Genomic DNA, 12,607 nt, shown 5'->3' with positions numbered 1-12,607 from the left:
AAAATTCGTGATGGCTTGCTCCCCGGATTGCACTCGATCCGGGGAGTTTTTCATGTCCTTCGAACACTGGCTTGCCTTCGCCGCCGCATCCGCCGTGATGCTGGCCATTCCAGGCCCGACGATCCTCCTCGTAATCTCCTATGCGCTCGGCCATGGCCGCCGCACGGCCGGCGCCACCGTCGCCGGCGTGGCACTCGGCGATTTCACAGCGATGACGGCTTCCATGCTGGGCCTTGGCGCCCTGCTCGCCACATCCGCGGCGATCTTCACCGTCCTCAAGTGGGTGGGCGCTGCCTATCTCATCTGGCTCGGCATCAAGCTGTGGCGCGCACCGGTGTCGGCTGGCGTAGAAGGCGAGGCTCCGGCAGAGGAAAAACCCTTCCGCATCTTCGCCCACACCTATGTGGTAACGGCGCTGAACCCGAAGAGCATCGTCTTCTTCGTCGCCTTCCTGCCGCAGTTCCTCGACCTGTCGCAGCCGATGCTGCCACAGATGGTGATCTTCGAAATCACCTTCCTCGTGCTCGCGACGCTGAACGCCTTTTCCTACGCCCTGCTTGCCTCGGCCGCGCGCAAGACGATCCGCAAACCGTCCGTCCAGAAGGCCGTCAACCGCACCGGCGGCACACTGCTGATCGGCGCCGGATTGCTGACGGCGGGGCTCAAACGGGCGACGGCGTGACGCACCGCGAAGCCTACGGGTTGCCGCGTCCCGTCTGATCGGTTAATGACGGGACACGGCCACGGCCGGTTGATTTGCAAAACGCCCGGGCGTCAGACGCCCCCGCACCCCGGCAAACCGAGAACGACGACCATGGCTGACACTTCCGCTCCCCGTCCGGCACGCATCGCAGCGCTTGCCTGCGCAGGCCTTCTTGCAACGCTTGCAGGCTGCGCCAGCGTCGCCGACGATGCGACGACGGCGAAGACCGTGACGCCCACTTCGGCGACGACGGACATTGCCGCAGCGGATGGCACGACCACGGAAGTCGCCTACGCCGCCATGCCTGCGGCCAAGCCCGGCACGGAGAACACGCCGGAAGCATTGCCGACACCGATCGTTGCTGCAGGTGAGATTGCCGGCGCCGCCGTTCCGGTCTCGGCCCTCGCCGAGGCGAAGCCGGTCACCGGCGCTGCCGCCGCCACCGCTGCCCTTGCCGGAAATACGGTCGAGACGGCCAGCGCGACAACCGGCATGCAGCAGGGTTATGACACCGTCATCGGCGTCTCGGTGATGGAACCGGGCTTCGACAGCGGCGAACCGGAAGGCCTCGAACAGCTCGTCGCCAGCCGCAAGATCGTGCCGATGGCAAAACCCGCCCTGATCAGCAATGCAGTCTTTACCACCGAAACACGCCTGATGGTTCCGCAGGTCGAGCAGCCGTTCAAGAAATCCGGCACGCCGATCGACGCGTTGATCACCAAATATGCAGCTCTCTACGGCATCCCGGAATCGCTTTTGCACCGTGTCGTGAAGCGTGAAAGCACGTACAATCCCAGGGCTTTCAATCGCGGCCACTATGGCCTGATGCAGATCAAGTATTCCACAGCCAAGAGCATGGGCTTCGAAGGCCCGGCCGAAGGCCTGTTCGACGCCGAGACGAACATCAAATATGCCGGCAAGTACCTACGCGGTGCCTGGATGGTTGCCGATGACAAGAACGACGGCGCCGTGCGCCTCTATGCCGCCGGCTATTACTATCACGCCAAGCGCAAGGGCCTGCTCGACGAGACCGGCCTGAGATAAGCCGGCCTCCGGGTCAGCGCGCCGGCTTCAGCCAGAACGACATCGGTTTTTCCGTCTCGTCCGTCTCGCCAATATCCTGCCAGGCAAGCATCGTTCGCAAATCGGTGCGATGCGCGTAACCGCGTCTCCCCCAGAATTCATCAAGCGGCACATAGTCCGCCGGGCGGAGCGGATGATCCTTCGGCCGTTCTACGGCGCAGAATGCGCACCAGTCGAAACGCCCGAGGCGACGCGCATAGCTCTCCCGCTCCTCGAAGAAGCGCACACCGAGCCCCCTGCCCCGATAGCTGGAAAGCAGCACGGACTCGCCGAAATAGAAGACCGTCTCCGGTGCGATGCCGGCCTTAACGAACGGCGCCCTGAAAACATCCGAGGCATCCGTCATCGGCACGCCCGTCGAGGCGCCGACGATCCGCTCGCCATCGAGCGCCAGCACGAAAAGGCTTTCCGGCGATTGCGCATAGGTCGCAAGATAGGAGGCCTCATAATCCTCGCTCCCCTCGTAGAGATAGGGAAAGGCGCGAAAGACCTCGGTGCGCAGGCGCGCAAGATCCGCGATATGGGGCGTCACGGCGTCGCCGTGGACAATCTTGACCTGCATGATCCTTGAATGTTCCCAAAGGTTTGAGCAATGTTATAAGGCGATCGGGTTCGCCCGTTCGACAACAGTTGAGGGATGGCATGCCAGCAAAAGAGACGATCCGCGCCTATTACGATGCTTTCAACAGGCAGGACATGGAAACCTTCTTCGATCTCCTGCATGACGATGTCGTGCACGACATCAACCAGGGCGGCCGGCAGGTCGGCAAGGCCGCGTTCCGCGATTTCATGGCGCACATGAACCGCAGCTACCGCGAGACGCTGACGGACATCGTCATCATGTCAAGCGAGGATGGCCGGCGCGGTGCTGCGGAATTCGTCGTCAACGGCCAGTATCTCGCCACCGACGAGGGCCTGCCGGAGGCGAACGGCCAGACCTATGTGCTGCCGGCCGGCGCCTTCTTCGAGATTCGCGACGGCAAGGTCGCGCGCATTTCCAACACCTACAACCTCAACGACTGGATCGCTCAGGTCGGCGCCTGACCGGCCTGAAGGTCGTCCGCATCCAAAAGATCGAGGATGCGCTTGATCAGCAATTGGGGCTGATAGCCGAGTTTCGACGGCGTCAGCCCCAATCGGATAAACGCAAGCTTGCGCGAGGGAACAATCGCCGCAAACTGGCCGTCGTGCCCGCGCAGCCAGAACGTATCGGCCGGCAGGCCATGCTCCGCATCGGTTTTCCGCCCTGGCCCCCGGAGCCAGGTTTGCATGTGGCTGTAGGTGCCGTTCGAGGCTTTCGTCGGCGTCGCCATGGCAGAAACGAAACCGTCGGGCAGCAGCCGGTTTCCCTTCCAGACACCGTCGTTCAACAGCAGAAGCGAGAAACGCGCCCAGTCGCGCGCCGTCGCATAGAGATAGGACGAGCCGACGAAGATGCCGGTCTCATCCACTTCCATCACAGCGCTCGCCATGCCGAGCGGCATGAAGAGCGCGCGCGCCGGGAAGGACAGCGCCTGGCTTCGCCCACTAAGCGCGCCCATCCAGATCCGCGACAGCAGCACGGCGGTGCCACTCGAATAATTGAAGCTCTCGCCGCGATTGGCCTCGAGCGGTAGCGACAGCACGAAGCGCGACATGTCCGGCTCAAGGAAGAGCATGCGCGTGACATCCGTCACCTCGCCGTAATTCTCGTTGAAGACCAGCCCGCTTTCCATGGCGAGCAGGTCGCCGAGCGTTATCTCAGCCCGCGCATCACGACGCCATTCGGGGAAAAGTCCCTTCATGTCGGGCGAGAGCGCGCCCGCCTGCATCAGGCGTCCGATCAGCGCCGCGTTGACCGACTTGGTCATCGACCAGCCGAGCAGCGGGGTCGTTGCGGAAAATCCCTCGCCGTATGCTTCGGCAACAATGCGGCCGTCATGCACCACCACGATTGCCCGCATGCCGGGGCCGGTCAGTGCGCTATCGGCCAAGAGCGCGGAGAACCGCTCATCCGCCGCCACGGCCTCGCCATCAGGCCAGGTGACAGCAGGGTCCCCCGACGGGATTTTGGGAATCGCCACATCCGAAACGGCCTGCCGCGCGGCCTGGAAATCGCCATCCGGCGCACCGGAGCAGCCAAAGCCCTCATGCCAGACGGCATAGCCGGGCGCGAAGAGGCCGAGCAAACGAACCGTCACTGTCTTTTCGGAGAGATCGACGTCCTGCCGCATCAGTTTCAGCAGCGGATGGCCGGGGGCCTGGACGTCTTCGGCAAGCACCTGCTGTGCATCGCGGCCGGAGACGAAGACATTCGAGCAGACGATCTTGGCGGCGTAACCGGATCCGACGCTCAGCAGCGCAGGCGGCGATACGATGAGCCAGCTTGCCCCCACGATGAGGACAGCGACAAGGACGGAAAGCGTCCAGGCGGCCAGCTTGTAGAATCGTCTCATCGTGGCCTCTCCTTCCACCCGGGAAGACAATCAGGATTTGACTGTCATGGAAAGGTTTTTCGCGCGTGTGACAGGTTTCAGGCCGACATCCGGTTTTCCGCCGGAGCAAGAAAGCGCCCGACCTCCGACGCGGCCACCGGTGCGGAAATCAAATAGCCCTGCGCCTCGGAGGCGCCGCGCTGGCGAATGAATTCGAGCTGGCTCTCGCATTCTATGCCCTCGACGGTCGTCGTCACCTGGAATGTCTGGCCAAGCTTGAGGATGATGTCGACGAGATCCGCGTCCCGCTGGCTCTCCATCATCGCCCTTGCAAAGGAGCGGTCGATCTTCAGCTGGTCGATCGGAAAGGCCCTGAGATTGTTGATCGAGGAAAAGCCGATGCCGAAATCATCGAGTGCGACGCGCACGCCGTGGCTGCGCAGGTCGCTGAGGCTTTCGCGGATCACCGTCTCATCGACGGAGAAGACGGATTCCGTCACTTCGATCGTCAAGCGCCCTGGCGCCAGCCCCGCTTCGGCAAGGCACTGCTTCACATAGTCGACGAAGTCGCGGTCCTTGAACTGATCACCAACCACGTTGACGGCGACACCGGCCGGCCCGGGCCATTTTGCTGCCTCGAGGCAGGCCGCGCGCACCACCCATTTGCCGAGCGGCAGGATAAGGCCGGTCTTTTCCGCGGCCGGAATGAAGAGGTCCGGCATGATCCGTCCCCTCTCCGGATGCCGCCAGCGCAGCAGCGCCTCGAACGAGCGCACAATGCGGCTCTCGACACCGACGATCGGCTGGTATTCGAGGAAAAATTCATCCGCCGCGATTGCCCGCGCAAGGTCATGTTCGATCACGGCCCGTTCCTGCACGTCCGCAGCAAGCGCCGCATCGAAGAAGCGGAAGCCGCTGCCCGGCGTCTCCTTCGCCGCGTAGAGCGCGACGTCGGCGCGCTTCAGAAGCTCGGACATCGAGATATCGTCCGCCTCCATGAAGGTCACGCCGATGCTGCAGCCGCTGGCAATGCGGGTCCGCTTCAAGTCGAACGGGTCTTCGAAGAGACCGCAGACCGTGCGGCAGACGTCCTCGACCTTGCCGGCAGAGGGGCGTCCGCAAATCGTGACGACGAACTCGTCGCCGCCGAGCCGGTAGACACGAGCCGTTGCCGCAAGACCGCGGCGCAGGCGCTCGCCGATCGCCGTCAGCAATTCGTCGCCCGCATCGTGGCCAAGGCTGTCGTTGACGAACTTGAAGCGATCGAGATCGAGCAGCAGCAAAGCCGGACGATTGTCGTCGTCCCGCGCCTCTACGACCGCCTGAATATCCCGTTCCAGGCAGAAACGGTTTGCAAGCCCGGTCAGCCGATCATGATAGGCGTCGTGGGTCAGTTGCTGCTCGGTCTGCCGGCGCTGGTTGAGCTCCTCGAGCAATTGCGCCTTCGAGCGCCCGATCTGGTAGAAGCCGACGCCGAAGAAGACCGGCATGAGCGCCAGGGCCGTCGCGGTGGGGGCGGAAAAGCCGAAGAGACTCGCTTGCGCATTGTCGCGCAAAAGCTGGTCGGCGGCGATGCAGATGGTCGGCAGGAAAGCTCCGAAAATCGATCCCGTCAGCGCATAACGCTGCTCGGTCTTCGGCAACAAGGTCTTCAACATCATGTAACCCTAAACCGTTGTTATCATGACAACAGGGCGCAGCGGCCGGGTATCGGCCTGTCGATGTTCTAGAGGACAAAGAATGACAGAGTGTTAAGGGAGCGTTCGCGCCCGCCCCCCAGAATCAACGGGATTTATTGTTCCCGGAACCATGGCCCGTTTCACGCGTTGAGGCGGTTGTTGTCATTCGTGCGTGGGGCTTCGCGCGTCTATCGAGTGGGAAGGACCATCAGATGAAATCCATGATTTTCGGTGCCGCAGGCATTCTCGTCACCGCCGGGACGCTTCCGGCTTTTGCAGCCGACATGACCATCTCCGAACCGCCTGTGGAAACACCGATCGTCGAAACGGCGGCCGGCGTCTACGACTGGGGCGGCTTCTATGTCGGCGTGAACACCGGCTACGCCTGGACCAATGCGAGTTCCGACGGCCCGGCCCCCGCGATCGACCAGGGTCTCGACGGCTTCGCGCTTGGCGCCTTCGCCGGTTACAATATCTACAACAATGGTTGGGTCTACGGTGTCGAAGCCGACATCAAGCACGACTTCAACAATGACCGCTTTACCTCCGGCGGTACGAGCTACGAGGCGGAGACGAACTGGGGCGGCTCGGTCCGCGCCCGTCTCGGGTATGCTTTCGACCGCACGCTGATCTATGCGACGGGCGGTTGGGCCTTTACGCGGGCCGAACTCGAAAACGAAGACACCGGTGTGCGGGAGAAGGATACCGCGCATGGCTGGACGATCGGCGCCGGCGTCGAGCAGGCCATCACCGACACCGTGGCCGGCCGTCTTGAGTATCGCTACACGGACTATCGCAACTCCGACATCTTCAACGCTGCCGGCCGCGATGGCGATCTTGATTCGCATTCGATCATGCTCGGCGTCAGCATGAAGTTCTGATGCTGAAGCCGGGCGGTTCACCCGCCCGGCTTAACCGGCCGCTAACCATAATTTTACGCAAATATGCGAGAGGTCGAGACCCTGTCTCGTGCGCTCCCCTTTACGGCCCGCCTCGTTCAAGGCAGGATTAGGAAACGCGCGAACAACGGGACCCCCATGCGTCGGCTCATTCTGGCTCTCCTGCCCCTCGCCCTTCTCGCCACGTCCTGTTCCACCACCGACTACGACCTCGTATCCACCGCGTCGGTTCCGCCGCGTTTCGAGGACAAGGATCCGCAGGATTTCGGGGCCCGCACGCCGCATCGCCACCAGGTGCACGGCATCGACGTGTCGAAGTGGAATGGCGATATCGACTGGCCGGCCGTCAAGAACGGCGGCGTCTCCTTCGCCTTCCTGAAGGCGACCGAAGGCACCGACCGGCTGGACAGCCGCTTTGCCGAATACTGGCGCGGTGCGCGCGCGGCCGATGTCGCCCATGCGCCCTATCACTTCTATTATTTCTGCTCGACGGCGGATGCACAGGCGGACTGGTTCATCGCCAATGTGCCGAAGGAGGCAGTCCAGCTGCCACCAGTGCTGGATGCCGAATGGAACGCCGCCTCGCCGACCTGCAAGCTCCGCCCGCCGGCGGACGAGGTGCGCGTAGCACTCCAGCGCTTCATGGACCGCCTCGAAAAACACTACGGCAAGCGGCCCATCATCTACACGACGGTCGACTTCCACCGCGAAAACCTCGTCGGGCATTTCGAGGGCTACCATTTCTGGCTGCGCTCGGTAGCGAACCACCCGGAAAACATCTATTCGGCCCGCAAGTGGGCCTTCTGGCAATATACCTCTACCGGCGTGGTGCCGGGCATTTCGACGGACACCGACATCAATGTCTTTGCCGGCTCGGCGAAGAACTGGAAGACGTGGGTCGCCTCGGTTTCCCGCTGACCAAAACAACATTTGCGTGACAAAGGGCGACAGCACGCCGCGGTTGCCTTTTTCTTCTTGCTTCGGTCACATTCATCTGAGACAGCCGGGTCAATCAGAGCGTGTCGCGCAAACGTGTGCAGCAGTTTTGCGATGACGGCATGCTGAAGTCAAAGACAGCAGGGCAACGGGCCCAAGGAGCATTCAAGATGCGGCAGAACCTGAAGACGACACTTGCGGCAGGCCTTGCGGCCTTTCTGCTAGCTGGCAGCGCGCATGCCCAGACGGCGACAGCAACGGCAGCCGCCTGCGGCGGCGATTTCAACGCCTTCCTGCAGGGCGTGAAGGCCGAAGCGTTGACGCGCGGGGTTTCTGCCGATGTCGCCGACCGGGCGCTCGCCGGTGCCGCCATCGACCAGAAGGTCCTGTCGCGGGACCGTGCCCAGGGCGTCTTCCGCCAGACCTTTCTTGAATTCTCCAAGCGCACGGTCAGCCAGTCGCGCCTCGACATCGGCCGCAAGAAGCTGAACGATCTCTCCTCGGTCTTCGCCCGTGCCGAGCAGGAATTCGGCGTCCCCGGCCCAATTATCGCCGCCTTCTGGGCCATGGAAACCGATTTCGGCGCGGTGCAGGGTGATTTCAACACCCGCAACGCACTGGTGACGCTCTCGCACGACTGCCGTCGTCCCGAACTCTTCCGCCCGCAGTTGATCGCCGCCGTCGAAATGGTCGGCCATGGCGACCTCGATCCGAACGGCACGACGGGCGCTTGGGCGGGCGAAGTCGGCCAGGTGCAGATGCTGCCGAAGGATATCATCGAATTCGGCGTGGACGGCGACGGCGACGGCCATATCGACGTGAAGAAAAGCGCACCCGACGCGATCCTGACCGCCGCGAAGTTCATCCAGCATCTTGGCTTCACCAAGGGCCAGCCGTGGATCCAGGAAGTCTCGGTGCCGGACGTCCTCCCGTTTGAAAAGACAGGCCTCCAGCCCGGCATGAAGGCCGCCGACTGGTTCGCGCTTGGCGTCAAGCCCCGCGACGGCGACACGTCCTTCGGCAATCTCGAAGCCTCGCTGGTGATCCCGCAGGGCCGCAAGGGTCCCGCTTTCATCACCTATCCGAACTTCAACATCTATCTCGAATGGAACCAGTCCTTCATCTACACGACGTCGGCCGCCTATTTCGCGACCCGTCTCGCCGGCGCCCCGCCCTATGAGCGCGGCGTACCGGAGGAAGGTCTTTCGGAAGAAAGCATGAAGCAGCTGCAGACCAAGCTGCAGGGTCTGGGCCATGACGTCGGCAAGGTCGACGGCATTCTGGGGTCCGGCACGCGCGCCGCGATCCAGAAGGAACAGCTCCGACTTGGCCTTCCGGCGGACGGCTGGGCGACGCAGGCGCTGCTTTCCTCCCTCTGACGGAAATCGGGTGGCTGGACGCCTCCGGGGTGCTATAGGCACAAAGAGACCCAGAGCGGCATGCCCAGGTCAGGACCGGGATGCCGCTCTATCTTTTTCCCCTGCCGCATTTCTGGCGCAGGAGGCCTTGGGAGGACAGGATGGAGCAGACCGTATCGGCACCAGCACGCATGAGCGCACAGACCTGGGGTCTGCTTGCGCTGCTCGGCATGATCTGGGGCGGTTCCTTCTTCTTCGCGCGCGTCGCCGTCGCCCATGTGCCGCCGGCAACGCTTGTGCTGCTGCGCGTCGGCATCGCCGCGCTGGCCCTGCACATCTATATCGCCGGCCGTTTCGACATCTACCCGACGCTGCGCGCCCGATGGCGTGAATTCCTGCTGCTCGGTCTCGTCAACAACGCCGTGCCGCATATGCTGATCTTCCTTGGCCAGACGCAGATCGGCGCCGGCCTTGCTTCCATCCTCAACGCGACCACGCCGATCTTCACCGTGCTCATCGCCAACCGGATGACCGCCGACGAAAAACTCTCGTCCAAGAAAATCGCAGGCTGCCTCATCGGCCTCGCCGGCACCGCCGTGCTGATCGGCCCGCGCGCACTGGCGCCCTTTACCGGCGACAGCGGCCCGCCGCTCTGGGCTGTCCTCCTGCCGGTGCTTGCGGCCGTCTCCTACGGTTTTGCCGCGACTTACGGCAAACGCTTCCGCGGCGTTGCCCCACCGGCTATCGCCGCCGGCCAGCTCACCGCCTCGACGCTGCTGATGCTGCCCGTCTCCTTCGCGCTCGATGCGCCCTGGCAGCTTCCCCTGCCCCCGCTGAGCGCGATCCTCGCCGTGCTCGCGCTGGCGCTCCTCTCGACGGCGTACGGCTATATCCTCTTCTTCCGAATCATGGCAGCGGCCGGCGCAACCAACACATCGCTCGTCACCCTTCTCGTGCCGCCGAGCGCGATTCTCGCCGGCATGCTCTTCCTCGGAGAACAGCTGACACCGCTCGGCATGCTCGGCATGGCGCTCGTTTTGCTGGGCCTCGTGGTGCTCGACGGCCGGGTTTTCGCCCGTTTCCAGGCCTCCTGAAGAAAATCAGGAACAAAATGCCTTCCCGGTCGTTTCAAGACGATACGCCGGATTGCGGCGCCGACATTTCGCCACACTGGTAAATGCACACTGTCGGCATTCGTCATTTGGTAGGGATTGTGAATTTTTTGTGGCATGCATAATAGCGTAGGAAATTCAGTAGATTAGCACTGTGAATAACCATCCGGCGAAGACCGGATGTTGCAATGCAGCAACAAAATACCTTTCCAACCCGCTTTTTTCGGTCGTAATATCCGACCGTCAACGCAAGGAGGTAAGCCGATGGGACTCACACATTCCTTGAATGTTCTGATGATCAGTGCAGCATTCCTCTTCGTCGCAACGATGATCTTCATCTAAGGCGACCAAAGCGAAGCAGAGAGAGGCCAGGGACAAGATCAAGAAACCCTGCCGAAGCTCATTATAGAAATGCATGGCCCCGGAGACGGCGCCATGCATTTTTCGTTTCCAGCTGAAAGAATGCGAGATCAGGCGGCGGCGCCCGTCGCACGCTGACGGTCGATCCGCGCAAAACCGACACCATCGCAGACCGCCGAAACCATGGTCGCCCGGTTCATCGTGTAGAAGTGGAACTCGCTGATGCCACGGGCGATGAGGTCGCTGACCTGGCGGATGGCCAGCTCGACCGCCACGGCCGTCCGCTCCTGCGGCCGGTCATCGACCGGGCCGAGGCGATCGGCCAGCCAGCCGGGCACGGAGGCGCCACAGAGGCCGGCGAATTTCTGGACCTGCGCGAGATTGTGCACCGGAAGGATGCCCGGCACGACCGGAATGGTGATGCCCGCCTTGCGCACGCGCTCGAGATAACGCTCGAAATCGTCGTTCTCGAAGAAGAACTGCGTCAGCGCGCGCGTCGCGCCCGCATCCACCTTGCGCTTCAACATGTCGATATCGGCGGCGACATCCGCGCTCTGCGGATGTTTTTCCGGATAGGCCGAGACGGAGATCTCGAAATCGGCAAGACCATGCAGGCCGGCGGTAAGCTCGGCCGCATTGGCATAGCCGTCAGGATGCGGCTGATAGGCCGCACCGACACCGCCCGGCGGATCGCCACGCAGCGCCACGAAATGCTTGACCCCGACGGCCTGGAACTCGGCGACGACGGCATGAACCTCTTCCTTGGTCGCGCCGACACAGGTGAGATGCGAGGCGGCCGGCAGGCCCATGGTCAGAAGCTGGCGCACGGTCGCCAGCGTCGGCGCCTTGGTGGAGCCGCCAGCACCGTAGGTGACCGACATGAAACCCGGCGCATACGCAGAAAGCGCTACCGCCGTCTCCCAGAGCTGGCCTTCGGCCTCCGCCGATTTCGGCGGGAAGAATTCGAAAGACAGGCGGATGTCCTTGCGGCTCAAGCTTGCGGTCGCCGGGTTCATGTCAACTCCTCCTGCGGATTGCGATAGGGTCGGCCGCCTGTTCGCGCTGGTCGCGGGCAAGCCAGATGGTGACGGTCAGCGCATCGGCGGTCGATGGCGCGGGTTTCAGGTCGACGACCTCTTCAACGGCCAGCCCCGCCTTCTCCAGCCATTCGGAGAGGGTCTGGTGCGAGAAGCCGAGACGGATATGGGCGTGCTCGTCGCGCAGGTGCTCCAGGGCATGAGGCGCAAGGTCGATGATGGCGAGCCGGCCGCCAGGCGCCAGCATGCGGGCCGCCTCGCCGACCGCCGCTTCCGGCTCCTCGAGGAAGTGCAGCACCTGGTGGATCGTCACCACGTCGAATTCGTCACGCTCCAGCGGCAGGTTGAAGATGTCGCCGTGGCGGATCGAGGCCTTGGTGATACCGGCCCGGTCGAGATTGGCGCGGGCGACCGCCAGCATGTCGCGGCTGGCATCGACGCCAACGCCGCGCCGGTAAAGCCCCTCGAACAGCTGGAGGATGCGCCCGGTGCCGGTGCCGAGATCCAGGAAGGCATCGACCGGCGCGGTGCCGATCATCGCGGCGAGCTTCGCCTCGACCTCTGCCTCGCTGACATGGAGGCGTCGCATCGCGTCCCAATCGGCCGCGTTGCGACTGAAATAGGCCTGCGCCTTGTCGGAACGGATTTTCTTGAGCGCCCGCAGCCGCTCGTCGTCGCGGGCAAAAACCGCATCAGCCGGATCGGCAGCATCGAGAAGCCGGCGGACAAGGCTCACGGCCGGGCCGCCTTGGCTTAGCCGGAAGAACGCCCAGGCACCCTCCTGGTAACGATCGACGAGGGCTGCTTCCGCAAGCAGCTTCAGATGGCGGGAGATGCGCGGCTGCGACTGGCCGAGGATATCGGTGAGGTCCGTCACGGTCAGGTCGCCGTGGAACAGGAGCGCGAGCAGGCGAAGGCGCGTCGGCTCGCCCGCCGCCTTCAGGATCTCCACGATATCATCCAGTCCGAGTTTCTGCGTGTCGCCCATGACCAATCCAATCAAGACATAAAGATATGTTTATGTGA

12 protein-coding genes are annotated in these 12,607 nt (G+C 63.1%); 7 read left to right on the top strand and 5 right to left on the bottom strand.

Going from position 1 to position 12,607, the window contains the following annotated elements; genetic code table 11:
* Window positions 1–52 precede the first annotated feature (52 nt).
* Window positions 53–682, top strand: a complete 630-nt coding sequence (locus BSY16_RS03015) for a LysE family translocator (protein ID WP_069058302.1) — start codon at window positions 53–55, stop codon at window positions 680–682.
* A gap of 132 nt (window positions 683–814) precedes the next feature.
* Window positions 815–1,747: a lytic transglycosylase domain-containing protein gene (locus BSY16_RS03010; RefSeq protein ID WP_069058301.1), complete on the top strand. Its 933-nt coding sequence runs from the start codon at window positions 815–817 to the stop codon at window positions 1,745–1,747.
* 13 nt (window positions 1,748–1,760) lie between these two features.
* Here the strand turns inward: BSY16_RS03010 and BSY16_RS03005 are convergent, their stop codons facing one another.
* Window positions 1,761–2,348, bottom strand: a complete 588-nt coding sequence (locus BSY16_RS03005) for a GNAT family N-acetyltransferase (protein WP_069058300.1) — start codon at window positions 2,346–2,348, stop codon at window positions 1,761–1,763.
* Window positions 2,349–2,428: 80 nt separating this feature from the next.
* On the opposite strand from BSY16_RS03005, the gene BSY16_RS03000 reads away from it, so the two are divergent.
* Window positions 2,429–2,830, top strand: a complete 402-nt coding sequence (locus tag BSY16_RS03000) for a ketosteroid isomerase-related protein (protein ID WP_069058299.1) — start codon at window positions 2,429–2,431, stop codon at window positions 2,828–2,830.
* Here the strand turns inward: BSY16_RS03000 and BSY16_RS02995 are convergent.
* Together BSY16_RS02995 and BSY16_RS02990 are read right to left on the bottom strand one after the other, a co-directional pair.
* Window positions 2,815–4,221, bottom strand: a complete 1,407-nt coding sequence (locus BSY16_RS02995; protein WP_069058298.1) for a serine hydrolase domain-containing protein — start codon at window positions 4,219–4,221, stop codon at window positions 2,815–2,817. The genes BSY16_RS03000 and BSY16_RS02995 overlap by 16 nt on opposite strands.
* A gap of 77 nt (window positions 4,222–4,298) precedes the next feature.
* Window positions 4,299–5,858: a putative bifunctional diguanylate cyclase/phosphodiesterase gene (locus BSY16_RS02990; RefSeq protein WP_171902378.1), complete on the bottom strand. Its 1,560-nt coding sequence runs from the start codon at window positions 5,856–5,858 to the stop codon at window positions 4,299–4,301.
* A gap of 233 nt (window positions 5,859–6,091) precedes the next feature.
* On the opposite strand from BSY16_RS02990, the gene BSY16_RS02985 reads away from it, so the two are divergent.
* The 4 genes from BSY16_RS02985 to BSY16_RS02970 all read left to right on the top strand — a co-directional run bounded on the left by BSY16_RS02985 (window position 6,092) and on the right by BSY16_RS02970 (window position 10,166).
* Window positions 6,092–6,760 (top strand): outer membrane protein, encoded by a 669-nt coding sequence (locus tag BSY16_RS02985; RefSeq protein ID WP_083242815.1) that lies wholly within the window; start codon window positions 6,092–6,094, stop codon window positions 6,758–6,760.
* A 156-nt stretch (window positions 6,761–6,916) separates the two neighbouring features.
* The gene (locus tag BSY16_RS02980) at window positions 6,917–7,696 is read left to right on the top strand and encodes a glycoside hydrolase family 25 protein (protein ID WP_069058296.1); all 780 of its coding nucleotides are present in this window, start codon (window positions 6,917–6,919) and stop codon (window positions 7,694–7,696) included.
* A 188-nt stretch (window positions 7,697–7,884) separates the two neighbouring features.
* Window positions 7,885–9,093: a lytic murein transglycosylase gene (locus BSY16_RS02975; RefSeq protein WP_069058295.1), complete on the top strand. Its 1,209-nt coding sequence runs from the start codon at window positions 7,885–7,887 to the stop codon at window positions 9,091–9,093.
* Window positions 9,094–9,233: 140 nt separating this feature from the next.
* Window positions 9,234–10,166 carry a DMT family transporter gene (locus BSY16_RS02970; protein ID WP_069058294.1) on the top strand — a complete coding sequence of 311 codons (933 nt, stop codon included), beginning with the start codon at window positions 9,234–9,236 and terminating at the stop codon, window positions 10,164–10,166.
* A 488-nt stretch (window positions 10,167–10,654) separates the two neighbouring features.
* Here the strand turns inward: BSY16_RS02970 and metF are convergent, their stop codons facing one another.
* Window positions 10,655–11,560, bottom strand: a complete 906-nt coding sequence (metF, locus tag BSY16_RS02960; protein WP_069058292.1) for a methylenetetrahydrofolate reductase [NAD(P)H] — start codon at window positions 11,558–11,560, stop codon at window positions 10,655–10,657.
* Between the two features lies 1 nt (window position 11,561).
* Window positions 11,562–12,569 carry an ArsR/SmtB family transcription factor gene (locus tag BSY16_RS02955; protein WP_069058291.1) on the bottom strand — a complete coding sequence of 336 codons (1,008 nt, stop codon included), beginning with the start codon at window positions 12,567–12,569 and terminating at the stop codon, window positions 11,562–11,564.
* Window positions 12,570–12,607 lie beyond the last annotated feature (38 nt).

The sequence above is a fragment of the Sinorhizobium sp. RAC02 genome (assembly GCF_001713395.1).
Classification (GTDB): domain Bacteria; phylum Pseudomonadota; class Alphaproteobacteria; order Rhizobiales; family Rhizobiaceae; genus Shinella.
This window is presented reverse-complemented; position numbering and strand designations above follow the sequence as displayed.

Coding starts and splice junctions, on each gene's coding strand:
- metF (WP_069058292.1), bottom strand. CDS start 11,560: ATGAACCCGGCGACCGCAAGCTTGAGCCGCAAGGACATCCGCCTGTCT.
- BSY16_RS03010 (WP_069058301.1), top strand. CDS start 815: ATGGCTGACACTTCCGCTCCCCGTCCGGCACGCATCGCAGCGCTTGCC.
- BSY16_RS03000 (WP_069058299.1), top strand. CDS start 2,429: ATGCCAGCAAAAGAGACGATCCGCGCCTATTACGATGCTTTCAACAGG.
- BSY16_RS02990 (WP_171902378.1), bottom strand. CDS start 5,858: ATGTTGAAGACCTTGTTGCCGAAGACCGAGCAGCGTTATGCGCTGACG.
- BSY16_RS03005 (WP_069058300.1), bottom strand. CDS start 2,348: ATGCAGGTCAAGATTGTCCACGGCGACGCCGTGACGCCCCATATCGCG.
- BSY16_RS02985 (WP_083242815.1), top strand. CDS start 6,092: ATGAAATCCATGATTTTCGGTGCCGCAGGCATTCTCGTCACCGCCGGG.
- BSY16_RS03015 (WP_069058302.1), top strand. CDS start 53: ATGTCCTTCGAACACTGGCTTGCCTTCGCCGCCGCATCCGCCGTGATG.
- BSY16_RS02995 (WP_069058298.1), bottom strand. CDS start 4,221: ATGAGACGATTCTACAAGCTGGCCGCCTGGACGCTTTCCGTCCTTGTC.
- BSY16_RS02970 (WP_069058294.1), top strand. CDS start 9,234: ATGGAGCAGACCGTATCGGCACCAGCACGCATGAGCGCACAGACCTGG.
- BSY16_RS02975 (WP_069058295.1), top strand. CDS start 7,885: ATGCGGCAGAACCTGAAGACGACACTTGCGGCAGGCCTTGCGGCCTTT.
- BSY16_RS02955 (WP_069058291.1), bottom strand. CDS start 12,569: ATGGGCGACACGCAGAAACTCGGACTGGATGATATCGTGGAGATCCTG.
- BSY16_RS02980 (WP_069058296.1), top strand. CDS start 6,917: ATGCGTCGGCTCATTCTGGCTCTCCTGCCCCTCGCCCTTCTCGCCACG.